The following is a 25,350-nucleotide window of genomic DNA, read 5'->3' as shown; positions in this document are numbered from 1 at the left end:
CCTCCCCACCGTTGCCGCCACCTCGACGCTGACCGGCCTCCCGCTCGGTTCTGCACCCGGCCGCGGGGAGGACGTGCGACGGACGTGCGCGCGTCCGCGTTCGGGCTGCTGGTGCTCGACGGCGTGGCATGGGCCTGTATGCGCGGCGCGGGCGGGGTCCCCGCGGGGTGCCGGCTGTTCAGGGCGCCCGCAACGGGCCTCCAAGGCGCGGGTCGGCCCGCGCCCCTGCGTCCGCGGACTTCCCCATCGCTGCCGTCATCTCCACGCTGATCGACCTCGCGCTCGGTTTCGGGTCCCGGCAGCGGGAAGGACGTGCGACGGACCTGCGCGAATCTGCGGTCGGGTAGCTGGTGCTCGACGGCGTGGCCGCGTGCATGCGCGGCTCGCGGTCGGGATGCCCGCGGCCGTGCCGGCCGTCGTCGTCGACGCGTCCTGGCGGCTGGGAGCAGTCGGCGGCTGGGAGCAGCCGCCGCGTGGGAGCAGCCGCCGCGTGGGAGCAGCCGCCGCGTGGGAGCAGCCGCCGCGTGGGAGCAGCCGCCGCGTGGGAGCAGCCGCCGCGTGGGAGCAGCCGCCGCGTGGGAGCAGCCGCCGCGTGGGAGCAGCCGCCGCGTGGGAGCGGCGGGCGGGTGGAGCGGCGGGCGGGTGGAGCGGCGGGCGGGTGGAGCGGCGGGCGGGTGGAGCGGCGGGCGGGTGGAGCGGGCGGCAACGGCTGTACGTCGACCTCGGTTTCCAGTCGGCATGAGTTCTCAAGAGCGCTGGGACCGTTCACGATCGAACACATGTTCGTCCATTGTGGCCATATTGCTGCTAGACTTCCGCCATGCCGTCGATCAGTTCCGAGTCGCCTTCCGAGGCCTCGCTGATCGAGCGGATCGCGATATTGGAGCAGCGGAAAGCGGCGATCGCGGCCGAGCAGAGCGAGGCCGTTCTCGCCTTCGCCCGCGCCCACGCGGAATCACAGGCAGCGGCCGGAACCGTCGAGCCCGACGCGCTGGAACGCAGCATCGCCGCCCAGGTCGGGCTGGCCTGCCGGGTCTCGCCCACCGAGGGCCGACGCCGCGTCCGGATGGCCCGCGACCTCCACGCTGGGCACGACCGGGTACGGGCCCTGTTCGCCGCCGGGCGGCTGTGCGAGTACCGCACCGCCACCATCGTCGCCGCCACCGCCCACCTCTCCCCGACCGAACGGGCCCAGGTCGACCAGGCCCTCGCCGACCAGCACGTCGACACCCTCGGGGTGCGCCGGATCCACGACCTCACCCGCACTCTGGCCGCGCAGGTCGCGCCCGGGAAGTTCCTCACCCGCTGCCGCGCCGCCCGCTCGGGCCGGCGGGTGTCGGTCCGCCCCGCCGCCGACGGGATGGCCGACCTCACCGCCCACCTCCCCGTCGGCGAGGCCGTGGCCTGCTACGCAGCACTCGCGGCCGCGGTCAACGAGGCCGCGGTCAGCCCCGAGCCGCTCACCCGCAGCCGCGGTCAGGTCATGGCCGACACCCTCGTCGAACGCCTCACCGGACAGACCACCGCCGGGGACGTGAACGTCGAGATCCAGGTCCTGGTCCCGGTCGAGGCCCTCGTCGACCCCACCAGTCCGCTGCCCGCGCAGATTCCCGGCCACGGACCCGTCCCGATCGACCTGCTCACCACCGGCGCCGCCCGCACGACCTGGCGACGACTGATCACGAGCGAGGGCGTGGTGATCGGCGGCGACTCCCGCAGTCGCCTGTTCACCGGCCGGCTCGCAGCACTGATCCGCGCCCGCGACGGCGGCCGATGCCGGGAGTCCTACTGCGACGCCCCGATCCGCCACCTCGACCACATCCACCGCTGGGCCGACGGCGGCACCACGGAGTTCGACAACGGACGCGGGTTGTGCGCATTCCACAACCAGGTCCGCGAAACGCCCGGATGGAAAGCAGAAGTGACGGCGAGGGGAATCGTCACGACCACACCCACCGGTGCCGAGTACGTCACCACTGCCATACCGGTGAATCGATCGGTATCGGAGAATGCGAACCGGAGCTGCGTCGCGTGAAAGTCGTGGTGTCCGTGCCGGCTGCGGTCGTTGATCTTGGCCGGGTGGTAGGACGTGGCGAGCTGACCGACAAAGCCTGGCCCGGATCGGGCCCTTGCTGCCACCGCCTGGCAACGCCTCCTGGACGAGGCGGTGATCAAGGACGATTCCCTAGGCAGTCTGGCTGCTGGATCAGATCTAGGGCCGTCGAGACGGCTCTGGCCGGCCACGCAAACGACCCGAGCGCGTGCTCCTACTCCAACCCCTCGACCCGCACCCGAGCTGCGGCGCCGCGGGATCGCGTTCACCAGTCGAGAAAAGACCGACCAGATCGCGCGGCGTCTAGTCAAGGGCTCACGTGGCGGTCCCCCATATGTCTTCGACCCCGCCGTAGACGCCGACGGCAACGTCGACGAGCGCTTCTTCAACCGGCTCAACAGTGTCGCGACCTGGCTACCCGCGACGCCCGACGCGCCGCCTGCGTCCGCAGCGAACTCCTCGTCGTCTCGATCGTGGTGTGGCTGCGCACAGGCTTGCAGGACACGCCCCAGCAGCTCCGGCGACGACCCCGACCCGTCTTTCCGCCACGCGGGCGACCAGCCCGCCGCCTCACGGCGTCGAAGTGACGCCCGAGGTTGCCGTCGGCCAGGTGCCGCTCGTCGCGGATCGCCGAGAGATCGAGGGCGACACCGGTGCGCAGCAGGGCGAGGCCGACCCGCAGCGGCGCCTGGGCCAGGCGCCTGGCGAACCCCCCGGAACGAACGCCCCGGACGGTCAGCGCCGGGCGAGCCGGCGCCCCGTCCCCGGGCCGTAGTCCACGCCGTAGTGCGCGAACACCTCGGGCTCCTGCGCCGCCGTCAGCTCGCCGTCGGTGTCGATCGAGGGGGCGTCCTTCACCAGCGACTTCGCGTACCGCACGCGCACGGCCGAGGGCGACACCGTCGCCCCCGTCACGGGGACGAGCGCGAGGCGGTGGCGGCCGATGAAGCCGACCCGGACGGTCACGAAGCTCGGCTCGTCGGTCGCGGTGTCGACGTAGACGGCCTCCATCGGGCCGATCTTGTCGTCGTCGGGGTCGACGACGTCGTGGCCCACCCAGTCACGGAGGTTCTCTGCAGGGAACATGGCAGGTTGTACCCACCGGCGGCCGCGCCGAAGCGTCCGGATGGCCTCGCACGGGCCCGACATACGTGTTGTGCACGACCTTCTTGGACGCTCTCGGCTTTCCTCGCTAGTCTCACGACGTCGACCGCACCACCCCTCCAGGAGCACCAGCCGTGGACCCACTCCCCCGCCCGGGACCGCCGCTGTCCCCGCTCGCCCTGAGCGCGCAGCGCGCGGGCGAGGCGCTGGTCGTGTCGGTCGCCGGAGAGCTGGACTCGGCCACCACCCCCGAGCTGGAGGCCCTGCTCGACCGGCACCGGCTCCCGGCGCCGCGGCACCTGGTCCTCGATCTCGCCGGGATCACCTTCGTGTCCTCGGCCGGGGTCAACCTGCTCGTCGAGATGGCCGACGTGCCGGCGCACGGGCCGGCCCTGCACCTCGCGGGCACGCAGAACCGGGTCGTGTCGCGCCTGCTCGAGATCACCGGCCTGACCGGCGTCTTCTGCCTGCACCCCACCGTCGAGGACGCGCTCGCCGAGATCTAGCGGCGATCACCCGGCGCCGGACAGCGCCCCGACCCCCAGCGCCACCAGCAGCCCGACCTTGACCACCTCCGCCGCGACGTACACGAGGTGCTCGCGGGAGCGGGGCAGGTCCTCCCCCGCGAGCACCCGGTCGCTGCGGCGGTTGAGCCGGGGCCGCAGCACCAGCAGCTGGGCGGCGAGCAGGACGGCCAGGGCGACGACGGGCACCAGCACCGGCCCGGGCGCGCCCGCGCCCGACACCGACACCGCCACCGACACCGCCGCGGCCACCAGCAGCAGCACCTCCGCGACGTTCAGCGCGCGGAACACGATCCGGCCGATGCGCAGGCCCAGCCGCACCGTGACGCCGGGGGCGCGGAACTTCAGCGGCGCCTCGAGGAAGGAGATGGCCAGCACCATCCCGAGCCAGACGAACGCCGCCGCGGCGGTGACGGAGGAGGAGGTCGACACGCCCCGATCCTCCCAGCCGCACGCGGTGGCGCGGCGCTCACCAGCCGGGCCGGCCGGAGCGCAGCGCCTTCTTGTCGACCTTGCCGAACGCGGTGACCGGCAGCTCCGGAAGGACGCGGAAGGCCTTGGGCCGCTTGTACGCCGCGAGCTGCGCGCGGCACACGTCCGCCGCGGCGGCCTCGTCGAACCCCGCACCCGGCACGACGAAGGCGACGACCGCCTCGCCCCAGTCGGGGTGCGGGACGCCGGCGACCGCCACCTGCACCACGCCCGGCACCGCCTGCACGACGTTCTCGACCTCGGTGGAGTACACGTTCATCCCCCCACTGATGATCATGTCGTTCCGGCGGTCCAGCAGGTGCAGGTAGCCCTCGGCGTCGACGCGGCCGACGTCGCCGGTGTGCAGCCAGCCCCCGCGCAGGGTCTCGGCCGACTTCTCCGGCAGGCCGAGGTAGCCCTCCATGACGTAGGGCGCCCGCGCGCACACCTCCCCCGCCCCGCCGACCGGGACCGGCGCGCCGTCGTCGTCGAGGATCGCGATCTCGACCAGCGCCGCCGCCCGCCCGCAGCTCGACAGGCGCTCGGGTGCGGCGGGGTCGTGGTCCTCGCGGGTGAGCCGGGTGAGGAAGTTGGGCGCCTCGGTCTGGCCGTAGAGCTGCATGAACACCGGCCCGAACCGGCGCAGCCCCTGCTCGAGCCGGTCGAGCGTGATCGGCGCCGCGCCGTAGAGGATCGTCCGCAGCGACGACAGGTCGACCTCCCGCTCCTCCGCGCGGTCGAGCACCCGGTAGATCATCGTCGGCACCATGAAGAGGACCGTCGCGCGGTCGCGCTCGATCCGGTCGAGCACGAGGTCGGGATCGAACCGGCGCTCCACGAGGTGCAGCGCCCCCTTCAGCAGGCCGGCCTGGGTCAGGTAGCCCGCCGAGTGCGGCAGCGGCGAGGTGAGCAGCAGGCGCTCGTCGTCGAGCAGGCCCGTCTCGACGACGTGCGCCAGGACGTTCAGCGCCAGCCCCCGCTGGGTGTGCACGACCCCCTTCTGGCGGCCGGTGGTCCCTCCCGTGTACGCGATCAGCGCGACGTCGGAGCCGCGGACGCGCACGTCGGGCGGCCCGGTGTCGGGCGCCTGCGCCAGGACCTCGTCCCAGTCGAGCGCCCCCTCCACCGGTCCCCCGACGACGATCACCGTCCGCAGCGACGGCGAGCCCGCACCCAGTGCGGCGGCCGCCATGCCCTCGTCGGCCAGCGCGACGACGGCAGCCGAGTCGCGCAGCACGAACTCGATCTCCGGGCGCGACTGCATGTCGTTGACCGGCACCTTCGCACCGCCCGCGCGCAGCACGGCCTGGTCGGCCACCACCCACTCGGCCCGGTTGGACATCATGATCGCCACCGGGGTGCCGGGGCCGACCCCGGCGGCGACCAGGGCGTGGGCGAGGCGGTCGGCGTCGCGCACCAGCTCCGCGTAGCTCCAGGTGCGGCCGTCGGCGACGAGGGCGGGGCGCCCGCCGAACCGGGCGAGCGCCCCGGTGAGGAGCCCGCGCAGCGTCAGGTCCACTCAGTACCCCGAGCTCAGCGGCTCCGGCTCCACCCCGGCGACCACGCGGTGGCGGATCTCGCCGAGCTGCTCGATGACGAGCCGCACCTCGTCGCCGGGTTGCAGCCAGCCGCGGAAGCCGTCGGGGTCGAGCGCGAAGTGCTCGAACAGGCAGCCCGAGGGCACCGTGCCCGAGCCGATGACGTCACCGGGCCGCAGGTGCGTGCCCCGCGAGGTGTAGGTGATCATGTCGGGGAAGCCCCAGTCGACGGTGTCCCAGCGACCCTCGCTGACGAGCTCGCCGTTGACGTAGCCGGTCATGCCGAGGTCGAAGGCGTTGCGGCTGCGGAAGGACTCGATCTCGTCGGGCGTCACGAGCATCGGGCCCAGCGTGTTGGCCCCGTCCTTGCCCTTGGCCGGGCCCAGGCGCAGCGCCATCTCGTTGATCTGCAGGTCCCGCGCGCTCCAGTCGCAGAGCAGCATGTAGCCGGCGATGTGCTCCTCGGCGCGGTCGAGCGCGATGGTCGAGCCGGGCCGCCCGATGACGGCGCAGACCTCGAGCTCGTAGTCGAAGCGCTCGCTCCCGGGTGAGATCGGCACGTCGTCGTGCGGGCCGACCACGGCGGAGGGGTTGGAGAAGTAGAACGCCGGGAACCGGTCGTGCCGCTCGTCGACGGGGATGTCGGCCGCGCCCTGGCAGTTGCGCAGGTGCTGGAGGAAGCCGGTGCAGTCGCGGATGGAGCGCGGCTGCAGCGGCGCGCGCAGGGTGAGGCCGGCCAGGTCCACGGTCTCGCTCGGCGACGCCGCGGCGCGCTCGCCCGCGGCCTGCAGGCCGTCGGCGTCGAGCACGTCGAGGAGGGTGGTGCCGGGCTCGAGGCCGTGGACGACGTCGCCGTCCACCAGCCCGACCCGGTCGTCGCCGGCGGCGGAGGCGTAGGTGACGAAGCGCATCAGAGGGTCCCCTCGGCGGCAGGAGCAGTGGTGGCGGGGGCGGCGAAGCCCTCCAGCGCGGCGATCCGCTCCAGCACCGTGAGCCGGTCCGGGCGGGGCAGGCTGGGGTCGAGCTGCTGGTAGACGTTGAGGACGTTCTGCGCGAGCCGCCCGTGCTCGGGCACCTGCGCCCAGGCGCCGAGGTCGATCGTCGCGATGGCGTCGTCGACCGAGAGCCCCTGCTCGAAGCGCTTGCGCGCCTCCTCCTCGACGAACACGAGGTACTCCCGCATCACGCCGACGCCGGACTTGTCGGTGACCGGGCCGTGGCCGGGCACGATCCGGTCGATCTCCATGTCGAGGATGCGGTCGCAGGCGGCGATCCACCGGTCGATCGGGCCGGCCCAGGCGATCGGGGTGCCGCCGATGAAGAGGATGTCGCCCGCGTAGAGCAGCCGCGCGTCCGGGACGAGCACGAGCGTGTCGCCCGGGGTGTGCGCCGGCCCGACCTGGATGAGCTGCACCTCCCGGCCGCCGACGTCGAGGCTGAGCTCGCCCTCGAACGTGCGGGTCGGGCCGGTGGCGGTGATGCCCTCGAACTCGAACGGGCCGAAGATCGAGCGGGCGAAGTCGCCCAGCACGTCCTCGCGCCGCTTGAGCGAGGCCAGCGACTCGACCGCCTCCTGGGTCATGAGCTCGGCGGTCGCGGCGGAGGCGATGATCTCGACGTCCCGCTCGGCGACGAGCTCGTTGCCGAAGACGTGGTCGCCGTCGGAGTGCGTGTTGACCAGCGTCGCCAGCGGGTGGGCGTCGGTGACGGGCGCGATCCCGGCGAGCATCTCCCGGGTGAGGGCGAGGTCGAACAGGGTGTCGACCATGAGCGACGTGCCCGAGCCGGTGATCAGCCCGGAGTTGCTCCAGCCCCAGCTGCCGTCGGGCAGCATCCAGGCGTGGCACCCGTCGCCCAGGTCGTGCAGGCCCTTGCGGTAGTCCAGTGTGCTCACGAGGTCCCCTTCAGTACGGACTCCCCCGACAGCGCGGCCGCGCGGTCGGTGTGGTGGCAGGCGGCGAGGTGCCCGTCGGCGACGGGGACCTCGGGCGGTTCGGTGGTGCGGCAGACCTCGGTGGCCAGCGGGCAGCGGGTGTGGAACGCGCAGCCGGTCGGCACGTCCAGCGCGCTGGGCACCTCGCCGCGGACGGGCGGGCGCACCCGCGCCCGCTGCACGACCGGGTCCGGCACGGGTGCCGCCGCGATCAGCGCCTGCGTGTAGGGGTGCGCCGGCCGCGCGTAGACGTCCTCGGTCGGCCCGCTCTCGACGACCCGCCCCAGGTACATCACGGCGAGGTCGTGGCTGACCACGCGCACGAGCGCGAGGTCGTGGGAGATGAACAGGTAGGCGACGCCGAGGCGGTCCTGCAGGTCCTGCAGCAGCCCGATGATCCCGGCGCGGGTGGAGACGTCCAGCGCGGCCACGGCCTCGTCGAGGACGACGAGGTCGGGCTCGCAGGCCAGCGCCCTGGCCAGCGCGATGCGCTGGCGCTGGCCGCCCGAGAGCTCGTGCGGGTAGCGCCGGACGTAGGCGGGCGCGAGGCCGACCATCTCCACCAGCTCCTCGGCGCGGGCGCCCAGCACCGCGCGGTCGCGCTCGCCGGTGAGCCGCAGGGGCTCGGTGACGATGTCGCGCACCACCCAGGTCGGGTCCAGCGAGGAGTACGGGTCCTGGAACACCATCGGCATCCGCCGGCGCAGGGTGTGCAGCCGGTCGCCGCGGGCGGAGAGGACGTCGACGTCCCCGAGCCGGACGGTCCCGGCGTCGGCGGGCACCAGGCCCAGCAGCAGCCGGGCCGCCGTCGACTTGCCGGAACCGGACTCCCCGACCACGCCGAGGGTCCGGCCGCGGTCGATCGTGAACGACACGTCCCGGACGGCCCGCACGAAGGCGCGCGGGCGGCCGAAGCCCCCGCGGCGCGCCGGGAAGGACTTGGCGAGCCCCTCCACCTCCAGCAGCGGCCTCACCGGCCCACCTCCGCGAGCTCGTCGAGCCGGACGCAGCGCGCCCGGTGGGTGCGGTCCACGGCCTCCAGCGCCACCGGACCCGCCGAGCACCGCGGTGCGGCGTGGGCGCAGCGCGGCGCGAACCGGCAGCCTGGGGGCAGTGCGTCGAACGCCGGCACGGTGCCGGGGATCGTCGCGAGCCGGGTGCCGGTGACGCCGGGCACGCAGCGCAGCAGCGCGTCGGTGTAGGGCTGGCGGGGCGAGGCGAAGAGGTCGTGCACGGGCGCGGTCTCCACGATCTGGCCCGCGTACATCACCGCGACGCGGTCGCAGATGTCGGCGATCACCCCGAGGTCGTGGGAGATGAACAGCAGCGCCAGCCCCGACTCGTCGCGCAGCCCGGCCAGCAGCGTGAGGATCTGCTCCTGCACGGTGACGTCGAGCGCGGTGGTCGGCTCGTCGGCGAGCAGCACGACGGGGTCGCACGACAGCGCCATCGCGATCACCACGCGCTGGCGCATCCCGCCGGAGAAGTGGTGCGGGTAGTCGCGCGCCCGGCGGTCCGGCGACGGGATGCCGACGCGGTCGAGCAGCGCGACCGCCCGCTTCCACGCCTCGCCGCGGCTCACGCGCCGGTGCCGGCGCACGGTCTCCGCGACCTGCTCGCCGACGGTGTAGGCCGGGTCGAGCGCGGTCATCGGCTCCTGGAACACCATGCCGATCCGGCCGCCGCGCACCTCGCGCATGCGGCGGTCGTCGAGCCGGGTCAGGTCGGTGCCCTCCAGCAGCACCTGGCCGGCCGCGATGCGGGCGGTGGCCCCCAGCAGCCGCATGATCGCCAGCGCCGTGAGCGTCTTCCCCGACCCGGACTCCCCGACGACGCCGAGGGTCTCCCCCGCGGCGACCGACAGGCTCACCCCGTCGACGACGACGGTCGAGCCGCTCGCCGTGCCCACCTCCACCACCAGGTCCCGCACGTCGAGCACGGGGTCGACGCCGCTCACACCAGCCTCCGGTTCTCGCGGCCGACGGAGTCGCGCACGGCGTCGCCGACGGTGTTCAGGGCCAGAACGGTCACGAGGATCGCCAGCCCGGGCAGCAGGACCAGCCACGGCGCCTCGCCCGCGAACTGCGTGGAGCGCTGCAGCATCGAGCCCCAGGACGCGTCCGGCGGCTGCACGCCGAGGCCGAGGAACGACAGGCTCGCCTCGAACAGGATCGCGAACCCCATGGTGATCGAGGTCTGCACGATCAGCGGGGACGCCATGTTGGGCAGCACGTGGGTGCGCACGATCCTCCCGGTGGGGCAGCCGATGGACCGGGCCGCCTCGATGTAGGTCTCCTCGCGGATCACGAGCGCGACGCCGCGCGCCATGCGGAAGAACCGCGGCGCCGTCACCACCCCGATCGCGATCATCGCGTTGGTGACGCCGCGGCCGAGGACGGCGACGATCGCCATCGCGAACAGCAGCGGCGGGATGGCCATGAGCGCGTCGGCGACGCGGCTGAGGACCGCGTCGGTCCAGCCGCGCAGGTAGCCCGAGAGCAGCCCGAAGGGCAGCCCGATCGCCATGCTGACGACGGTGGCCAGCGCGCCCGCGTAGATCGTCACGCGGGTGGCGACGACGAGCCGCGACGCCACGTCCCGGCCCAGGTCGTCGGCGCCGAGCCAGTGGTCGGGGCCGGGCGCGTCGAGCCGGTCGAGCAGCGTCTGCGCGTTGGGGTCCTGCGGGGTGATCCACGGCGCGAGCACCGCGACCACGACGAGCACCCCCAGCACCCCGGCCATGACGACCGCGAGCCGCTGTCGGGCGAAGCGCCGCCGGAACGCACCCCACGCCGTCTCGGGCGGCGCGGCCGGTGCAGCCTTGTCCAGGACAGCCGTCATGAGGTCAGCGCCGCCTTCGGGTTGAGCCAGCCGTAGGACAGGTCGACCAGCAGGTTCACGGTGACGACCACGACGGTCGCCAGCAGGACGGTGCCCTGCACCATCGGGATGTCGCGGTCGAACACCGACTGCACCATCAGCGAGCCGATGCCCGGCAGCGCGAACACCGCCTCCACCAGCACGGAGAGCCCGAACAGCCGGCTCACCTGCAGGCCGATCACGGTGACCACCGGGATCAGCGCCGTGCGCAGGGCGTGCTTGCCGACCACGCTGAGCGGGCCGAGGCCCTTGGCGTGCAGCGTGCGGACGAAGTCGAGCTGCAGGGTGTCGACGACGCCGGCCCGGGTCTGGCGCGCGACCTCCGCCGCCCCGCCCGCCGCCAGCGTGACGACGGGCAGCGCGAGGTGCGCGGCCCAGCCCGCCGGGTCGGCGCCGAGGTCGACGTAGCCGCTGGTCGGGAACAGCCCCAGCTCCGCGCCGAGGAACGTGACGAGCAGCAGCCCGAGCCAGAAGTTCGGCATGGCGATCCCGACCGAGCTGCCCAGCAGGGCGATGCGGTCGAACAGCCCGCCCTGCCGGACGGCCGCCAGCACGCCGATGGCCAGCCCGACCACCACCGACACCAGCAGCGAGAGCGCCACCAGCGACACGGTGATCCCGATCCGGTCGGTGATCGCCTGCGTGACCGGGTAGCTGGTGAGCATCGAGGTGCCGAGGTCGCCCTGCACCGCTCCGGCGAGCCAGTCGCCGTACCGGACGTGGACCGGGTCGTCCAGGCCGAGGCTCGCGCGGAGCGTCGCGACCTGCTCGGGGGTGGCGTTGTCGCCCAGCAGGGTGCTGGTCGGGTCGCCGGGGATCAGCAGGACGAGGGCGAACACCGCGATCGAGACGACCCAGACCAGCAGCACCAGCGTGGCGACGCGGCCCGCGACCATGCGCAGCATGCTCAGCCCGCCACCATCTCGACGGCGCGCAGGTCGGGCGCGCCCGCGATCGTGGTGCTCAGCCCGCGCACGTTCGGCGAGGCCATCAGCAGCACCGGCGAGCTGCAGATCGGCAGGTGCAGGTGCTGGTCCACGGCCCGCGCCGCGATCTGCCGGTAGACCTCCGACCGGGCGTCGCCCTCGGGCGTGGCCAGTCCCTCCGCGGCCAGCCGGGCGATCTCCTCGTCCTGCGTGCCGCCGGGGTTGAAGGTGCCGCCGCTGAGGAACAGCGAGCCGACGGTCCGGGCCGGGTCGACGGCGCCCGGCCACTGCGAGACGTAGGAGTCGACGGTCTTCTGCCCGGTGAACCCGGAGATCACCTGCGCCGGCTCCGCGATCTGCAGGTCGACGCTCACCCCGATCTGGCCGAACTGCGCGGCGACCGCCTCGGCCACCGTCGAGTACGGCGCCACGTTGATCACGGTCATCGACATCGAGAAGCCGTCGGGGTAGCCGGCGTCGGCGAGCGCCTGGCGGGCCGCGGTCGCGTCGAAGGTGGACGCGGCGGGGCCGAGATCGGTGGCCGCGGCCCAGTAGCCGTCCGGGAAGATCTGCGGCGACGCCGTGCACTGGCCGCCGAGGATCGCCTGCGAGATGCCGGCCCGGTCGACGGCCATCGACAGCGCCGCGCGCACCGCGGGGTCGGCGAGGGCGGGGTTGCTCGCCATGTTCAGGTAGACGAGGAACGCACCGGTGCCGGGCTGCACGAGCACCTGCCCGCCGGCGCCCGTGGCGGCCGCGTACTGGTCGAGGTTGACGACGGTGGCGTCCGCCTCGCCCGCCTGGACCGAGCGCAGGCGCGTCTCGGGGTTGAGCTGGATCTGCACCTCGATCCGGCGGGCGGCGCCCGCCGTCGCCCCGGCGTTCCAGTAGTCGTCGAAGCGCTCGTAGACGACGAGGGCGCCGGGCTGGTTCTCCACGACCCGGTAGGGGCCGGCGCCGACCGGCCGCAGGTCGAGGTCGGGGTTGGCCAGCGCCTGCGGGGAGACCATCATCCCGGCGCGGTCGGCGAGCAGGGCGGGCAGCGACGCCGACGGCGCCGAGAGCCGCAGCGCCACCGTCCGCGGGTCGAGGACGTCCACCGCGGTGATCACGGCCAGGTCGGGTTTGAGGCTCGAGCGCTCGGCGGTCCGGCCCCGTTCGATGTTCGCCGCGACCGCCGCCGCGTCGAACGGCGCCCCGTCGTGGAAGACGACGCCCTCGCGCAGCGTCAGCGTCAGCGTGCGGCCGCCGTCGCCCACCTCGGAGCTCTCGGCGAGCATCGGCACCACGGCGCCCTGCGCGTCGATGTCGAAGAGCCGGTCGTAGGCGGGGAGCAGGAACGCGTTGACGAACTGGTTGGCCGCCGTCGCGGGGTCGTAGTTCTTGCTCGCGTCGGTGGCGTAGACGAAGCGCAGCGTCGCCTCCGGGTCGGCCGGGCCGGCCAGTGCGGAGCCGACCGACGCCCCCGGCCCGGTCGGGGCCGGGTCCGCCGACCCGCCCCCTCCGCAGCCGGCCAGTAGGACGGCGAGCGCCGCCGCGGCGCTCACCGCGGCCGTCCTGCGGCGCGTTCCGATGACGACGGACATCCGGCCTCCATGCGCTTCGTTGCGGACCGCCCCGGTCCGGCTGGGCTCGGGGGCGAGGGAGTGATAGAGTCGAAATTCGGCGTCAATTGCTTCTTTCATGCCGATTTCGGGAGTTTCAGCCACGCGAGGGGTGGGTGTCAAGGTGCCGGGACGAGAACGACGCCGAGAACTGGACGACGTGGACCGCGCCCTGGTCGCCGCCCTGAAGCAGGACGGGCGCGCCGCGAACGTCGAGCTCGCCAAGATCGTCGGGGTGTCCGAGAAGACCGTGCGGAGCCGGATCGCGCGCCTGGTCAGCGACCACGGGCTCACCGTCACCGCGGATCTGGCCGAACCGACCCAGCGCAGCCGGATGGTCTACCTGCTCCACACGGAGGCCGGTCGACGCTTCCAGGTGGCCGAGTTCCTGGCCGCCCGGTCGGAGGTGGACCGGGTGCACCTCATCACCGGGTCGGCCGACGTGCTCGTCGCCGCCTCCTTCCCCGACGACGCCGCGGCGCTGCGCTTCCAGGTGCAGACTGTCGAGAGCCACCCCGACGTCCGGGACGCGCAGTCCTGCCACCTCATCGGCGAGGTCGGGGGGCCGGCGCGGGCGGGCGGGCCGCCGGGGCCGCGCGTCGACACCGAGGCGCTCGCCGCGCTCATGATCGGCCCGCCGCGCTACGGCAACTTCGACGAGCTGACCGACGCGATCTGCGACGCCGTCATCACCGGGCTGGGGGCCGACCGCGCGCTGATCGGCACGAGCAAGCCGGGGAACGGCCGCCGGGGCACCAGCATCGCGAAGCGGCGCGGGATCTCGCTGCGCTACCTCGACGCCCTCGTCGCGCGGATCGAGGACGGCCGCACGGACGGCGTCATCAAGCGGGTGTGGGACACGCGCCTGCACATCGTGGTGGCCGACGCCCGCACCGACCCCCTGATGGCCGCGGCCCACGACCTCGTGGTCGCCGAGGGCTACGTCACCCTGCTGACGCTGCCGATGCTCTACGGCGACTCGCTGGTGGCGACGATCAGCATGTACTACGACCGCCTGACCACGCTCGACGAGGAGTACGTGGCCACCGCGCAGGGCGTGGCCGACCACTTCGCCGTCGCCGTGGCCCGGACGCTCGGCCTGGCGCCGGCGCCGCTGGTGGCGGAGTCGGTGTCCGGCACGGCGTAGCCGACACCCGGACCCGCGTGTTCGAGGCCCGCCGTGACGACCCCCTGCACGCCGTGCGCGTCGTCGACGACGTCGTGGAGCCACCGGGCCCCGGCGAGGTGCTGCTCGCCGTCGAGCGGTTCGGGCTCTCCGCCAACAACCTCACCTACGCCCTGCTCGGGGACGCGCTGGGCCACTGGGCGCCGTTCCCCGCCTCCTCCCCCGACTGGGGCCGGGTGCCCGCGTGGGGTCACGCCGTGGTGGTCGACGGCGACCCCGGGCTCGCCGCGCCCGGCAGCCGCTGGTCGGGCTACCTGCCGATGGCCGGCCACTTCTCCGTCCGGGCGGAGCGGCACGACCACCGGCTGCGGGCCGTCGCGCCCGAGCGCGCGGGGCTCCTGCCGCTCTACCGCGACCTGTCACCGCTGCCTGCCCGCGGCGGGGAGTCCCGCGAGGACGTCGCCGTGGCGGTGCTGACGACGAGCGCCGCCGCCCTGCTCGACGACGCGGTCGCCGAGCTCGGGCCGGCGCGCGTCGTGCTCTCCAGCGCGACGAGCAGGACCGCCCTCACCGTCGCCCTGCTGCTGCGACGGCGCGGCGTCGCCGTCGCCGGCATCACCTCCCCGGCGCACGTCGGGGCCGCGGAGCGGGCGGAGGTCTACGACGAGGTCGTCGACCACGACGGCGTCGACGCCCTCGGGCCCGTCCGCGGCACCGTCTACCTCGACGTCGCCGGGCGGGCCGCGACCACCGCCGCGGTGCACGCGCACCTCGGCCCGGCGCTGCTCCGGAGCATCGCCGTCGGCGGCAGCCACCGGGCCGCGCAGGCGGGCGCCCCGCCGCCACCGGCGCCGCCGGGCCCGCCGGTCGAGCGCTTCACCACCGCAGGACGGCGCGTCGAGCTCGTCGACCGCACGGGCGAGGACGCGGTCACCGCGCTCGAGGAGCGGGCCCGGTCGGCGATCGAGGACTGGGCGTCGACGCACGTCCGCGTCACGACGACGACGGGGGTCGACGGCGTGCCGGAGGTCTGGGAGCGGCTGGTCCGCGGGCGCGTCGAGCCGCTCACCGCGGAGGTGGTGGTCCCGGGCACCTGAGCGGGTGCGTGGAATGCCGTCCACCTCCGCCGAGTTGGTTGAGAGGTGAAGAAGATTGGCTTCCTGTCCTTCGGGCACTGGTCGGACTCGCCGCACTCGATGGTGCGGTCCGGCGCCGACTCCCTGCTGCAGTCGATCGAGCTCGCCGTCGCCGCGGAGGAGCTCGGGGCCGACGGGGCGTACTTCCGGGTGCACCACTTCGCGCAGCAGCTGGCGTCGCCGTTCCCGCTGCTCGCCGCGGCCGGCGCCCGGACCAGCCGGATCGAGCTGGGCACCGGCGTCATCGACATGCGATACGAGAACCCCCTCTACATGGCCGAGGACGCCGCCGCGGCCGACCTGATCTCCGGGAGCCGGCTGCAGCTCGGCATCAGCCGCGGATCGCCCGAGCAGGTCGTCGACGGGTTCCGCTACTTCGGGCACGAGCCCGCCGAGGGCTCGACCGACGCCGACATGGCCCGCGAGCACACCGCCGCGTTCCTCGAGGCGATCCGGGGCGAGGGGTTCGCCCGGCCCAACCCGCGCCCGATGTTCCCCAACCCCCCGGGCCTGCTGCGCATCGAGCCGCACTCCCCCGGCCTGCGCGACCGGATCTGGTGGGGCGCCGGCTCGCGCGCGACGGCCGACTGGACGGCGCGCCAGGGCATGAACCTCATGAGCTCGACGCTGCTCACCGAGGACACCGGCGTGCCCTTCCACCAGCTGCAGGCCGAGCAGATCCGGATCTTCCGCGATGCCTGGGCGGAGGCCGGCCACGACCGCGAGCCACGCGTGTCGGTGAGCCGCAGCATCTTCCCGATCGTCAGCGACCTCGACAAGCAGCTGTTCTGGCGCGAGCGCCACAGCACCGACCAGGTCGGCCACCTCGACGGCGGCGACGCGCGCTTCGGCCGCACCTACGCCGGGGAGCCGGACAAGCTGATCGACGAGCTGGCCGAGGACGAGGCGATCGCCGCCGCCGACACCCTGCTGCTCACGGTGCCGACGCAGCTGGGCGTGGACTACAACGCCCACGTCGTGGAGTCCGTCCTCACCCACCTGGCGCCGGAGCTGGGCTGGCGCTGAGGCTCGCGCCTCGGCCCGCGGCGGCCTCGTGCACGCGCAGGCGCACGGCGGCCGCCGCGAGCAGCGGCACCGGCACGCCCAGGTCGTCGGCCCGGCGCACCATGTCGCCGACGACCGGCTCGGCCTCGGTGCGCATCCCGTCGGCGAAGTCGCGGTAGAGCGACGTCGTGAACGGTGACGACGGCGTGAGCAGCGCGCCGCGGGCGCGCGCGAGCGCCTCGTCCCGGACCGGGAAGCCCGCGGCGGCCAGCATGGCCGAGGCCTCGGCGAGGATCGCGGTGACCGCGTCGGCCCCGCCCTCGACCGCGGTGATCCCGCCCGCCGGGCCGCCGAGCAGCACGCCGGTGGCCCCCGCCGCGGCCATGAAGTGCCACTTCTCCCACATGTCGTGCTCGATCGTCGCCGACACGGACGTCGCGAAGCCGGCAGGCGCGAACGCCGTGGCGATGTCGTCGAGCCGCGCGGTCGCGCCGCCGTCGAGCTCGCCGAACCGCAGCGACCCCCCGGGCGCCAGGTGCCGGACGGTGCCGTCGGGCGCGAGGCGCGTGGCCACCAGGCAGAGCCCGCCCAGCACCGCGGCAGGGCCGAACCGGTCGACCAGCAGCGGCACGTGGCCGACGCCGTTGAGCAGCGGGAGCACCGCCGTCGACGGGCCGACCGCCCGCGCGGCGTCGTCCATCGCCTTCTCGATGCCGGTGCCCTTCACCGCGAGCAGGACCAGGTCGGCGGGGTCGGTGAGCTCGTCGACCGTGACCGCCCGGACCTCGACGACGCTCCGCTCCCCCTCCGGGTCGACGAGCGCGAGCCCGTCGGCACGCAGCCGCGCGGCGCGCTCGCTCCGCACCAGGAACGTGACGTCGACGCCCGCGCGCACGAGCGCGGCCCCGAACCAGCCGCCCACGGCCCCCGCGCCGACCACCAGCACCCGCACCGACCACCACCCCGCCCCACGTCCGCACCCGCGCTGCCGGACGCGGCAGCTCACCGCAGGCTAGCGCCCGCGCCCCGGTCGTCCGTAGGATCCGCCGTAGTCGTCAGTCGCATCACTACGGAAGTCGCATCACTACGGAGGTGACCGTGCGCGCCGTCGTCCTCTCCGGGGGCCTCACCCACGACTTCCCGGCCACCACCGCGCGGCTGGCCGCCGTGCTGGAGGCCGAGGGGCTCGACGTCGACGTGCACACCGGCGTGGCGGGCGTCGAGTCGGCGCTGCGCGCGCTGCCCGGGGCCGCCCTCCTGGTCGTGAACGCCCTGCGCTGGTCGATGACGGGCGAGGGCACCCCGCCGCGCTACCGCGAGCAGGCCGCCGCGGAGGGCGCCAGCCCGTCGGCGGCGGCCCGGGACGCGCTCGACGCGCACCTCGCCGCGGGCGGGGGCGTGCTCGGGATGCACACCGCGAGCATCTGCTTCGACGACTGGCCCGGCTGGGGTGCGACGCTGGGCGGCGCCTGGGAGTGGGGCCGCTCGCAGCACCCGCCGCTGGGGCCCGAGGTCACGGTGTCCGTCGCGGCCGAGCACCCGCTGGTCAGCGGGCTCGACCCGTTCACCCTGGTCGACGAGGTCTACGGCGACCTCCGGTACTCCCCCGACGTCACCGGCCTGCTGACGGCGCCGCAGCCCGGGAGCGGCGCCGTGCAGCCGCTGCTGTGGGCTCGCGAGCACGGCGGCGGCCGGGTCGTCTACGACGCGCTGGGCCACCACCCGCCCTCCTACGACGTGCCCGAGCACGCCGAGGTCGTCCGGCGGGCCGTCCGCTGGACGACGGCGGGCTGAGGCGTGCTCTCGCTCGCGGCCGGCACGGTGCTCGACCTCTCCCCCGGCGACGCCGTCGAGTGCGCCGCCGCCGCCGGCTTCCCGCTGGCCGGGGTCCGGATCGCCGACCCGCGCACGCAGGCCCGCGGCGTCGAAGAAGCGCTGCGCCGCACCGGGACCGGCCTGCTCGACGTCGAGGTCGTCCGCCTGGCGGGGCCGCTGACCGACGCCCAGCGCGAGCTGGCCGAGACCGCGGCCGGGCTCGGTGCGCGCTTCCTGCTCACCGTCAGCGAGGATCCCGACGAGTCCGCGACCGTCGACCGGCTCGCCGAGCTCGCCGACCTGCTGGGCGGGCGGACCCGCCTCGCGCTGGAGTGCATGGCGTTCACCGCCGTCCGCACCCGCGCCGCCGCGGAGCGGATCGCCCGGGCGGTGCCGGGCGCCGTCGTCCTGCTCGACCCGCTGCACCTGCACCGCGCGGGCGACCGGCTCGACGACCCGGCCGACCCGGCCCTGACCGGGTACGCCCAGCTCTGCGACGTCGCCGACCCCGCGCGGGTGCCGGCCGACCTCGCGCACGAGGCCCGCCACGAGCGGCTGCCACCGGGTCGCGGCGGGCTCCCGCTCGCCGCGTTCGTGGCCGGGCTGCCGGCGGGCCTGCCGCTGTCGGTCGAGGTCCAGTCCGACGTGCTGGCGGAGCTGGCCCCCCGGGACCGGGCCGTACTGGTGCGCACCGCGGCCGAGGCCGTGCTGCGCCCGGCCCGCGACGACCTGACAGGGAGGAACTGACGTGGGACGCGCCATCGAGGGGATGTCGGTGCTGGTCACCGGCGGCGGGTCGGGCATCGGCGAGGCGGTGGTGCACCGGCTGGCCGCGGCGGGCGCGCGGGTGGTGCTGTCGGGCCGGCGCGCCGGGAAGGTCGAGGCCGTCGCCGCGGCGGCCGGCGCGCGGGGCGTCGTCGGCGACGTGACGTCGGCGGCCGACCGGCAGGCGATGGTCGACGCCGCGGTGGAGCACGGCGGCGGGATCGACGCGGTCGTGCACGGCGCCGGCAACATGTACCGCGGCGCTCTGGAGGAGCTCACCGAGCAGGGACTGCACGACGTGTTCGCCTCCAACACGATCGGCCCGCTGCTGCTCAGCGCCCTCGCGCTGCCCCACCTGCGGGAGCGCCGCGGCGCGGTCGTGTTCTTCGGGTCGGTGCACACCCAGCGCGCGTTCCCCGGCGCGTCCCCCTACGCGGCCACGAAGGGGGCGCTGGAGACGCTGACCGGGGTGCTCGCCGCCGAGCTGGGCCCGCAGGGCGTCCGCGTCAGCTGCGTGCGCCCCGGCGGCGTCCTCACCGAGATCAACCAGCGCGCCGGGATCTTCGACGACGCCACCGCGGCCGCCCGCATGGAGTCGCTCGGCCCGGCGCACGCGCTGGGCCGCCCCGGCACCGTCGACGAGGTGGCGGAGGCCGTGGAGTACCTGCTCACCGCGGAGTGGGCCACCGGCGCCGTCCTCACGATCGACGGCGGGCTCGGCCTCGGGGTGACGAACGCCTGACCGACCGCCCGGCTCAGGAGCCGCTGCAGCTCAGGAACCGCTGCGGCGCGCGCGCCGCGGCGGCGCGCTCGCCCCGGCCGGCCCCCGCCGCAGCAGCGCCGCGGGGATGCCGTGGTCGGCGCGCAGCCGGCGCAGGTCGGGGTCGGAGGTCCAGAAGCTCTCGAAGTCGTCGGGGGCGAAGCGCTGCGCGATGAGGTGCATCGCGATGTCGTGCCGGACGTACTCGACGGCGACCAGCACGACCGCCGGGTCATCGGTGTAGACGCCCCACGCGTCGCCGTTGACGACCCCGCCGATCACGGCCTGCTCGCGGTCGGCGGACACGACCAGCAGGCGGCAGCCGAGGTTCTCCAGCACCACCTCGGGTGTGGAGAAGCGGTGCGGGGTGGTGTTGCCGACCGGGTCGTCGTCCTCGCCGAACGACACCACCGACACGTCGACGCCCTCGGCCTCGGCCCGGCGCACCACGGGCTTGAGCGGCTCGATCTCGGCGGGCCAGCCCGACAGGAACAGGTCGTTGCGGGCGGCGGCCACCACGTCCTCGGCCCGGGCCAGCAGCGACGCCCGGTCGGTGAGGTTGTGGACCAGGCGCACCTGCGCCGGGGAGGCGACGGCGGGCAGCGCGTCGCGCAGGGTGTCGATCGAGGCGTCGAACTCGCGGCGCATCCGGTCGAGCAGCGCCGAGGGCGGCAGCGAGATGTAGCCGACGCTCGCCTCGCCCGCCCGCACCTCGTACGCGGCGCCCCTGCTGACCAGCTTGCCGAGCGTCTCGTAGACGGTGCTGCGCGGGACGCCCGACCGCTTCGCGACCTCGTAGCCGTTGAGCGGGGTGCCGGCGGCGATCAGCGCGACGTAGGCCTTCGCCTCGTACCCGGACATCCCCAGGCGCTGCAGCTCCGCGATCACGCTCTCCTGGGACATGGCGTCATCGTCCCACCCGGTCAGCCGGGGCCGCCGTCGCCCACCGGGTCGGTGCCGGGAGCGACACCCACCGAGTCCACGCTCTGCGGCCGCGGCATCGCGTTCAGCGCGCTGCGGGTGATGCCGCCGTCGACGGCCAGGGTCTGGCCGGTGACGTAGCCGGCCTTCGCGGAGGCGAGGAACAGCACCGCGTCGGCGACGTCGGCGGCCGACCCGAGCCGGTTCATCGGCACGCGGGCCGAGCGCAGCCGCCGGACCTCCGGGTCGGCGTAGATCGCGTCGGACATGCCGGCGTCGATCAGCCCGGGCGCCACGGCGTTGACCCGCACCCCGCCCGCCGCCCACTCCAGCGCCATCTGCTCGGTGAGCATGATGATCCCGGCCTTCGACGCCGTGTAGGCGCCGGCGTTCGGGGCGGCGGCGAGGCCGTTGACCGAGGCGATGTTGACGATCGAGCCGCCCCCGGCGGCGATCATCCGCTCGGCCACGGCGCGGGCGACGAGGAACGTGCCGGTGAGGTTGACGTCGACGGCGAGGCGCCAGTCGGCGGCCGGCAGCTCGAGCAGCGGCCCGAAGCGCACCACCCCGGCGTTGTTGACGAGCAGCGCGGGCGGCTGCGGCAGCGCGTCGACCGCGGCCCGCACCGACTCCTCGTCGGCGACGTCGACGCGCACCGGCACGCAGGCGTCGCCGACGTCCTGCGCGACGGCGCGGGCGGCGTCCTCGTCGACGTCCCACGCCGCGACCCGGTACCCCTCCTTCACCGCGTGCTTCACGATGACGGCCCCGATGCCGTTGCCGGCCCCGGTGACCACGGCCCACTCGCCCGTCACGGATGTCCCCCGTCGTCGCTGGTCGCCTTGCGGCGTTGGCACGGTAACGACGCTACTGCCCCACCTCCGGCCCCGTCCAGCCTCTCGCACGTGCGGCACTGACGTGCCAGACTGACGAGCGGACCGACTAGTCGTCAGTGCGCTGACGCACACACCGAGCGGAGGAGCGCGTCGTGGCCGACGGGATCCTGATCAGCGGCGGCACGGTCGTCGACGGCACCGGCGCCGCGGCGCGCCCCGGCGAGGCCGTGCTGCTGCGCGGCGGGCGGATCGTCGCGCTCGGCGCCGCCGCGCTGGCGCAGGCCGCCCCGGACGAGACGCGGATCGACGCCACCGGGAAGACCGTCATGCCCGGGCTGATCGACGCCCACACCCACCTGACGTTCGGCGAGCCGACCGGCAACGACGAGCTGTTCCACCACCGCACCGAGGCCTACAGCTCGATGCTCTCGGCCTACAACGCCCGCAAGGTGCTGCGCGCCGGCGTCACGAGCGTGCTCGACGCCGACTGCCTGTGGAACATCGGCTGCGAGCTGCGCGACGCGATCGAGTCCGGCATCGTCGAGGGCCCGCGGATGCGTGCGGGCGGCCAGGCGCTGATGACGATGCTCGGCGGCACGGCCGGCCGGATGATCGCCGACGAGGGCACCACCGCCTACGCCACGGTCGTCAAGGGCCGCGACATGATGGTCAACGAGATCCGCAGGCAGATCAAGTACGGCGTCGACTGGATCAAGATCATGGTCACCGGCCTGATCCCGTCGATGAAGGGCCCCGAGGTCAAGGTCTGGAACTTCGACGAGCTGCGCACCGTCTGCGACACCGCGCACGACCTCAACACCAAGGTCGTCGCGCACTGCCGCAACTCCGCGAGCACCCGCGACGCCGCCCGAGCGGGCGTCGACCTGATCTACCACGCCTCCTACATGGACGACGAGGCCCTCGAGGCCGTGCTCGAGGCCGGCAGCGCGCTGTGCCCCACGTTCACGCTGCTGGGCAACCTCGCCGACTACGGCGCCAAGGTCGGCAGCTCGCCCGAGCTGCTGGAGGTGTTCCGGGCCGAGATCGCGGTGACGGCCAAGCAGATGGCGAAGGCCCACGCGGCCGGCGTCCCGTTCCTCACCGGCTCCGAGACCGGGTTCGCCGTCACCCCGGTCGGCGAGTGGCACGCCCGCGAGCTGGAGATGTTCGTCGAGTACATGGACTTCTCGCCGATGGACGCCATCGTGGCGGCCACCCGCAACGGCGCCTTCGCGATGCGGATGGAGGGTGAGGTGGGCACGCTGGAGGAGGGCCGCATCGCCGACGTCCTCGTCGTCGACGGCGACCCGCTGGCCGACGTGACGATCCTCCAGGACAAGACCGCGATCGCCGAGGTGATCAAGGACGGGAAGCGGATCGACCTCACGACCCCGATCCCCGAGCAGAAGCTCCGCTCGTCGGACCAGGTGCGCTTCCTCGCCTCCTGCCCGCTGACGCGCTCGCTGGCGTTCACCGAGGAGCAGCTCGAGAAGCTCTCGCATGTCTGAGCCCATCAGGAGCACCGCCCCCGCCGGCACGATCGACGTCCACGCCCACGCCGTCCTCGCCTCCTCGGAGGGCGCCGCGGGCGCCGCCGGGCCCGAGCTCGGCACCTCGGAGGACGGGCGCCCGTTCTACCGCGTCGGCGACTACGTGCTGCACGGCGTGCGCTACGCCGGCAGCCCGTTCATGGACGTCGACGTGCGGCTCGCCGCGATGGACGACGCCGGGATCGCCCGCCAGCTGCTCTCCCCCAACCCGCTGACCTACTTCGGGTCGCTGCCGGTCGCCGACGCCGTCGCGTTCGCGCGGTCGCACAACGACGGGCTGGCGGCCCTGGCCGCGAAGCACCCCGACCGGCTGCTCGCCAGCGCCCAGCTGCCGGTGCAGGACGTCGCGGAGTCCGTCGCCGAGGCCCGCCGGGCCGTGCGCGAGCTGGGCATGGCCGGGGTCTACCTCGACACCGACCCGGCCGGCCGCACGCTCGACGACCCCGCGCTCGACCCGCTCTACGAGGCGGTCGTCGAGCTGGACGTGCCGCTGTTCGTCCACCCGTCACCGCTGGGGCCGGACGGGCCGCCCGCCGACGCCCGCCTGCGCCGCTTCGACCTCGACCTGCTCCTGGGCTTCGCCTACGACGAGACCCTCGCCGTCGCCGCGCTCGTCTTCGGCGGCGTGCTGGAGCGCCACCCCGGCCTCGACGTCTGCGTCTCCCACGGCGGCGGCACGGCGGCGTTCCTGTCCGGGCGCTTCGCCGCCGCCGTCGAGAAGCGGCCGTGGGCGTCGCAGGCGCTGCGCGACCACGGGTTCGAGCACTACTACCGGCGCATCTGGTTCGACACCCACGTGCACGACGAGCAGTCGCTCGACCTGCTCGTCGCGCACGCGGGCGTCGACCGCCTGGTGTTCGGCACCAACTTCGCCGGCTGGGACTCCGGCGCCCACGACGCCCCGACGGGCGACCTCGGCGCCGCCCTCACCGCCAACGCCACCCGCCTGCTGCGGCTGTAGGGCCTCAGAAGACGTCGACCTCGTCGCCGGTCTCCGCGTCGTGCACCCGCAGCGCCCCGGACGGGCACGTGCGGGCGAGCTCGACCTGCACGGCGTCGGCGGGCTGCGGGGCGCCCGGGACGAGCACCGCGAGGTCGTCGTCGTCGAAGTCGAACAGGTCCGGGGCCTCGGCGACGCACTTGCCCGAGCTGATGCAGACGTCCCGGTCGACGGAGATGCGGTAGCTCACCGCGCACCCCCCAGCAGCACCGGGTAGGTGCCCCAGTAGGGGCGGGCGGTGGCGGCGTCGCGCTGCGGCGGGTGCTCCGGGTCGCGCCGCACACCGGCGGCGAACATCTGCCCGACCGCCCCGGTGACCAGGCCGAACAGGTGCGCGTCGGGATCGGTGTCCGGCCGCGCGACGACGCCCGCGGCGAGGTCCTGCCCGATGCAGACGTGCATCCCCGCGGCGAAGCTCAGCCCGAACGGCGCGACGCCCGGCGGCGGCACGCGGTCGGGGTCGAACGCGGCGGCGTCGGGCCCGAACAGCTCGACGTCCCGGTTGACCGCCATGAGGTCGATGACGACGGTGGCGCCCTCCGCGATCTCGACGCCCGAGCGCAGCCGCACCGGTGCCAGCGCGCGGCGGCGGCCGGTGGGGCTCGACGGGTTGAGGCGCACGGTCTCGTGGATGCAGCGCTGCACGAACAGCGGGTCGCCGGCGCGGTCGCGCTGCTCGGGGTGGGCGTCGAACCAGCCGAGCATGTGGTCGATCGCCCGCACGAACGCGGTGGCGCTGGTGTGCCCGCCCGCGAGCAGGTAGAACGCGACCTCGCGGCGGACGACGTGGGGCGGCAGGTCCAGCTCGTCCTGGTGCTGCAGCAGCGTCGAGAGCACGTCGCGGGGCTGCTCCTCGGGCGGCAGCGCCCGGCGGCGGGCGATCGAAGGCGCGAGGAACTCCGCGTCCCAGTCCTCCAGCGCCTGCGCGATCGCCACGGCCTGCGCCGCCTTGTCGCCGGTGGAGTGCGCGAGGGTGGCGCCCTCGATGAACCGCATCATGTAGTCGTAGAGCCGGCCGGTCTCCTCGGCGGTGCCCTGCGGCCGGTCGACGCCGGCGGTCACGGCCGCGAGGTTGAGCATCAGCTCGTGGCCCAGGTGCACGAGGTCGACCCCGCCCGCCTCGATGTAGGGCGCGAGCGTGCGCTCGGTGACCTCGGGGAACAGGTCGCGCTCGTAGCGCTCGAAGACGTCGCGGCGGAACAGCCGGTTCTCGACGCGGCGGCGGTCGCGGTGCTCGGCGCCGTGCAGGTTGACCAGGACGTCGGCCATCACGACCTCGCCCTCGTCGTAGAGCGACTGGCGCAGGTCCTTGTTGCGGTAGGCGTCCTTCGCGTCGGCGAACGACGTCAGGACGACGACCTCGGGGACGACGGCTGCGGTCATGGTTCTCTCCTCGGCGCCGG

The 25,350-nt window shown here is 74.5% G+C and carries 25 protein-coding genes; 10 read left to right on the top strand and 15 right to left on the bottom strand.

Translation table 11 applies throughout. From position 1 onward, the window contains the following. Window positions 1–820 precede the first annotated feature (820 nt). Entirely contained in the window at window positions 821–2,035 is a 1,215-nt protein-coding gene (locus HOP40_RS22090) for an HNH endonuclease (RefSeq protein ID WP_172161574.1), read from the top strand. 753 nt (window positions 2,036–2,788) lie between these two features. On the opposite strand, the gene HOP40_RS22085 is transcribed toward HOP40_RS22090, so the two are convergent. After that, window positions 2,789–3,139, bottom strand: coding sequence for a PRC-barrel domain-containing protein (locus HOP40_RS22085; protein ID WP_172161572.1), 351 nt, complete (start codon window positions 3,137–3,139; stop codon window positions 2,789–2,791). Window positions 3,140–3,291: 152 nt separating this feature from the next. Here HOP40_RS22085 and HOP40_RS22080 point away from each other — a divergent pair, with 152 nt between their 5' ends. Beyond that, window positions 3,292–3,663 (top strand): STAS domain-containing protein, encoded by a 372-nt coding sequence (locus HOP40_RS22080; RefSeq protein WP_172161570.1) that lies wholly within the window; start codon window positions 3,292–3,294, stop codon window positions 3,661–3,663. Window positions 3,664–3,669: 6 nt separating this feature from the next. Here the strand turns inward: HOP40_RS22080 and HOP40_RS22075 are convergent, their stop codons facing one another. Genes HOP40_RS22075 through HOP40_RS22035 form a run of 9 tightly spaced genes read right to left on the bottom strand, consistent with a single transcriptional unit; the run spans window position 3,670 to window position 13,015 of the window. After that, a complete protein-coding gene (locus HOP40_RS22075) occupies window positions 3,670–4,113 on the bottom strand; it encodes a hypothetical protein (protein ID WP_172161568.1) in 444 nt (147 codons plus the stop codon). 37 nt (window positions 4,114–4,150) lie between these two features. Beyond that, window positions 4,151–5,671 carry an AMP-binding protein gene (locus HOP40_RS22070; protein ID WP_172161566.1) on the bottom strand — a complete coding sequence of 507 codons (1,521 nt, stop codon included), beginning with the start codon at window positions 5,669–5,671 and terminating at the stop codon, window positions 4,151–4,153. After that, entirely contained in the window at window positions 5,672–6,601 is a 930-nt protein-coding gene (locus HOP40_RS22065) for a fumarylacetoacetate hydrolase family protein (RefSeq protein WP_172161564.1), read from the bottom strand. Beyond that, window positions 6,601–7,584 carry an MBL fold metallo-hydrolase gene (locus tag HOP40_RS22060; RefSeq protein ID WP_240157202.1) on the bottom strand — a complete coding sequence of 328 codons (984 nt, stop codon included), beginning with the start codon at window positions 7,582–7,584 and terminating at the stop codon, window positions 6,601–6,603. Before HOP40_RS22060 ends, HOP40_RS22065 begins: the two co-directional genes overlap by 1 nt. After that, complete coding sequence (locus tag HOP40_RS22055) at window positions 7,581–8,597, bottom strand: ABC transporter ATP-binding protein (protein WP_172161562.1); 1,017 nt, start codon at window positions 8,595–8,597, stop codon at window positions 7,581–7,583. The genes HOP40_RS22060 and HOP40_RS22055 overlap by 4 nt, the downstream gene beginning before the upstream one ends. Further along, window positions 8,594–9,580 (bottom strand): ABC transporter ATP-binding protein, encoded by a 987-nt coding sequence (locus HOP40_RS22050; protein WP_172161560.1) that lies wholly within the window; start codon window positions 9,578–9,580, stop codon window positions 8,594–8,596. Before HOP40_RS22050 ends, HOP40_RS22055 begins: the two co-directional genes overlap by 4 nt. After that, window positions 9,577–10,464, bottom strand: a complete 888-nt coding sequence (locus tag HOP40_RS22045; RefSeq protein ID WP_172161558.1) for an ABC transporter permease — start codon at window positions 10,462–10,464, stop codon at window positions 9,577–9,579. The genes HOP40_RS22050 and HOP40_RS22045 overlap by 4 nt, the downstream gene beginning before the upstream one ends. After that, window positions 10,461–11,408, bottom strand: coding sequence for an ABC transporter permease (locus HOP40_RS22040; RefSeq protein WP_172161556.1), 948 nt, complete (start codon window positions 11,406–11,408; stop codon window positions 10,461–10,463). The genes HOP40_RS22045 and HOP40_RS22040 overlap by 4 nt, the downstream gene beginning before the upstream one ends. Window positions 11,409–11,410: 2 nt before the next feature. Further along, the gene (locus HOP40_RS22035; RefSeq protein ID WP_172161554.1) at window positions 11,411–13,015 is read right to left on the bottom strand and encodes an ABC transporter substrate-binding protein; all 1,605 of its coding nucleotides are present in this window, start codon (window positions 13,013–13,015) and stop codon (window positions 11,411–11,413) included. A gap of 178 nt (window positions 13,016–13,193) precedes the next feature. Here HOP40_RS22035 and HOP40_RS22030 point away from each other — a divergent pair, with 178 nt between their 5' ends. From HOP40_RS22030 to HOP40_RS22020, 3 genes are read left to right on the top strand one after another with little or no spacing between them, the layout of a single operon-like run. Next, entirely contained in the window at window positions 13,194–14,180 is a 987-nt protein-coding gene (locus HOP40_RS22030; RefSeq protein WP_205346867.1) for an AsnC family transcriptional regulator, read from the top strand. A 17-nt stretch (window positions 14,181–14,197) separates the two neighbouring features. Then, window positions 14,198–15,256, top strand: a complete 1,059-nt coding sequence (locus tag HOP40_RS22025; RefSeq protein ID WP_172161550.1) for a DUF2855 family protein — start codon at window positions 14,198–14,200, stop codon at window positions 15,254–15,256. Window positions 15,257–15,301: 45 nt separating this feature from the next. After that, a complete protein-coding gene (locus HOP40_RS22020) occupies window positions 15,302–16,321 on the top strand; it encodes an LLM class flavin-dependent oxidoreductase (RefSeq protein ID WP_172161548.1) in 1,020 nt (339 codons plus the stop codon). Here HOP40_RS22020 and HOP40_RS22015 read toward each other — a convergent pair. Beyond that, complete coding sequence (locus HOP40_RS22015) at window positions 16,287–17,252, bottom strand: ketopantoate reductase family protein (protein WP_172161546.1); 966 nt, start codon at window positions 17,250–17,252, stop codon at window positions 16,287–16,289. The genes HOP40_RS22020 and HOP40_RS22015 overlap by 35 nt on opposite strands. Before the next feature lie 146 nt (window positions 17,253–17,398). Here HOP40_RS22015 and HOP40_RS22010 point away from each other — a divergent pair, with 146 nt between their 5' ends. From HOP40_RS22010 to HOP40_RS22000, 3 genes are read left to right on the top strand one after another with little or no spacing between them, the layout of a single operon-like run. Beyond that, window positions 17,399–18,094 carry a ThuA domain-containing protein gene (locus tag HOP40_RS22010; RefSeq protein ID WP_172161544.1) on the top strand — a complete coding sequence of 232 codons (696 nt, stop codon included), beginning with the start codon at window positions 17,399–17,401 and terminating at the stop codon, window positions 18,092–18,094. Window positions 18,095–18,097: 3 nt separating this feature from the next. Further along, window positions 18,098–18,862 (top strand): sugar phosphate isomerase/epimerase family protein, encoded by a 765-nt coding sequence (locus HOP40_RS22005; RefSeq protein ID WP_172161542.1) that lies wholly within the window; start codon window positions 18,098–18,100, stop codon window positions 18,860–18,862. 1 nt (window position 18,863) lies between these two features. Continuing rightward, window positions 18,864–19,622: an SDR family NAD(P)-dependent oxidoreductase gene (locus HOP40_RS22000; protein ID WP_240157201.1), complete on the top strand. Its 759-nt coding sequence runs from the start codon at window positions 18,864–18,866 to the stop codon at window positions 19,620–19,622. Between the two features lie 30 nt (window positions 19,623–19,652). Here the strand turns inward: HOP40_RS22000 and HOP40_RS21995 are convergent, their stop codons facing one another. Both HOP40_RS21995 and HOP40_RS21990 read right to left on the bottom strand, forming a co-directional pair. Continuing rightward, entirely contained in the window at window positions 19,653–20,543 is an 891-nt protein-coding gene (locus HOP40_RS21995; protein WP_172161540.1) for a TrmB family transcriptional regulator, read from the bottom strand. A 20-nt stretch (window positions 20,544–20,563) separates the two neighbouring features. Further along, window positions 20,564–21,376: an SDR family NAD(P)-dependent oxidoreductase gene (locus HOP40_RS21990; protein WP_205346866.1), complete on the bottom strand. Its 813-nt coding sequence runs from the start codon at window positions 21,374–21,376 to the stop codon at window positions 20,564–20,566. 173 nt (window positions 21,377–21,549) lie between these two features. On the opposite strand from HOP40_RS21990, the gene HOP40_RS21985 reads away from it, so the two are divergent. Both HOP40_RS21985 and HOP40_RS21980 read left to right on the top strand, forming a co-directional pair. Beyond that, window positions 21,550–22,905 (top strand): metal-dependent hydrolase family protein, encoded by a 1,356-nt coding sequence (locus HOP40_RS21985; RefSeq protein ID WP_172161538.1) that lies wholly within the window; start codon window positions 21,550–21,552, stop codon window positions 22,903–22,905. After that, window positions 22,898–23,908, top strand: coding sequence for an amidohydrolase family protein (locus HOP40_RS21980; protein WP_172161536.1), 1,011 nt, complete (start codon window positions 22,898–22,900; stop codon window positions 23,906–23,908). Before HOP40_RS21985 ends, HOP40_RS21980 begins: the two co-directional genes overlap by 8 nt. Before the next feature lie 4 nt (window positions 23,909–23,912). Here HOP40_RS21980 and HOP40_RS21975 read toward each other — a convergent pair whose 3' ends face one another. Then, complete coding sequence (locus HOP40_RS21975; protein ID WP_172161535.1) at window positions 23,913–24,137, bottom strand: ferredoxin; 225 nt, start codon at window positions 24,135–24,137, stop codon at window positions 23,913–23,915. Beyond that, a complete protein-coding gene (locus tag HOP40_RS21970) occupies window positions 24,134–25,330 on the bottom strand; it encodes a cytochrome P450 (protein ID WP_172161533.1) in 1,197 nt (398 codons plus the stop codon). Before HOP40_RS21970 ends, HOP40_RS21975 begins: the two co-directional genes overlap by 4 nt. Window positions 25,331–25,350: the final 20 nt, after the last annotated feature.

It is taken from the genome of Pseudonocardia broussonetiae, assembly GCF_013155125.1.
GTDB lineage: Bacteria > Actinomycetota > Actinomycetes > Mycobacteriales > Pseudonocardiaceae > Pseudonocardia > Pseudonocardia broussonetiae.
This window is presented reverse-complemented; position numbering and strand designations above follow the sequence as displayed.

Coding starts and splice junctions, on each gene's coding strand:
- HOP40_RS22035 (WP_172161554.1), bottom strand. CDS start 13,015: ATGTCCGTCGTCATCGGAACGCGCCGCAGGACGGCCGCGGTGAGCGCC.
- HOP40_RS22085 (WP_172161572.1), bottom strand. CDS start 3,139: ATGTTCCCTGCAGAGAACCTCCGTGACTGGGTGGGCCACGACGTCGTC.
- HOP40_RS21995 (WP_172161540.1), bottom strand. CDS start 20,543: ATGTCCCAGGAGAGCGTGATCGCGGAGCTGCAGCGCCTGGGGATGTCC.
- HOP40_RS22090 (WP_172161574.1), top strand. CDS start 821: ATGCCGTCGATCAGTTCCGAGTCGCCTTCCGAGGCCTCGCTGATCGAG.
- HOP40_RS22065 (WP_172161564.1), bottom strand. CDS start 6,601: ATGCGCTTCGTCACCTACGCCTCCGCCGCCGGCGACGACCGGGTCGGG.
- HOP40_RS21980 (WP_172161536.1), top strand. CDS start 22,898: ATGTCTGAGCCCATCAGGAGCACCGCCCCCGCCGGCACGATCGACGTC.
- HOP40_RS22040 (WP_172161556.1), bottom strand. CDS start 11,408: ATGCTGCGCATGGTCGCGGGCCGCGTCGCCACGCTGGTGCTGCTGGTC.
- HOP40_RS22045 (WP_172161558.1), bottom strand. CDS start 10,464: ATGACGGCTGTCCTGGACAAGGCTGCACCGGCCGCGCCGCCCGAGACG.
- HOP40_RS21970 (WP_172161533.1), bottom strand. CDS start 25,330: ATGACCGCAGCCGTCGTCCCCGAGGTCGTCGTCCTGACGTCGTTCGCC.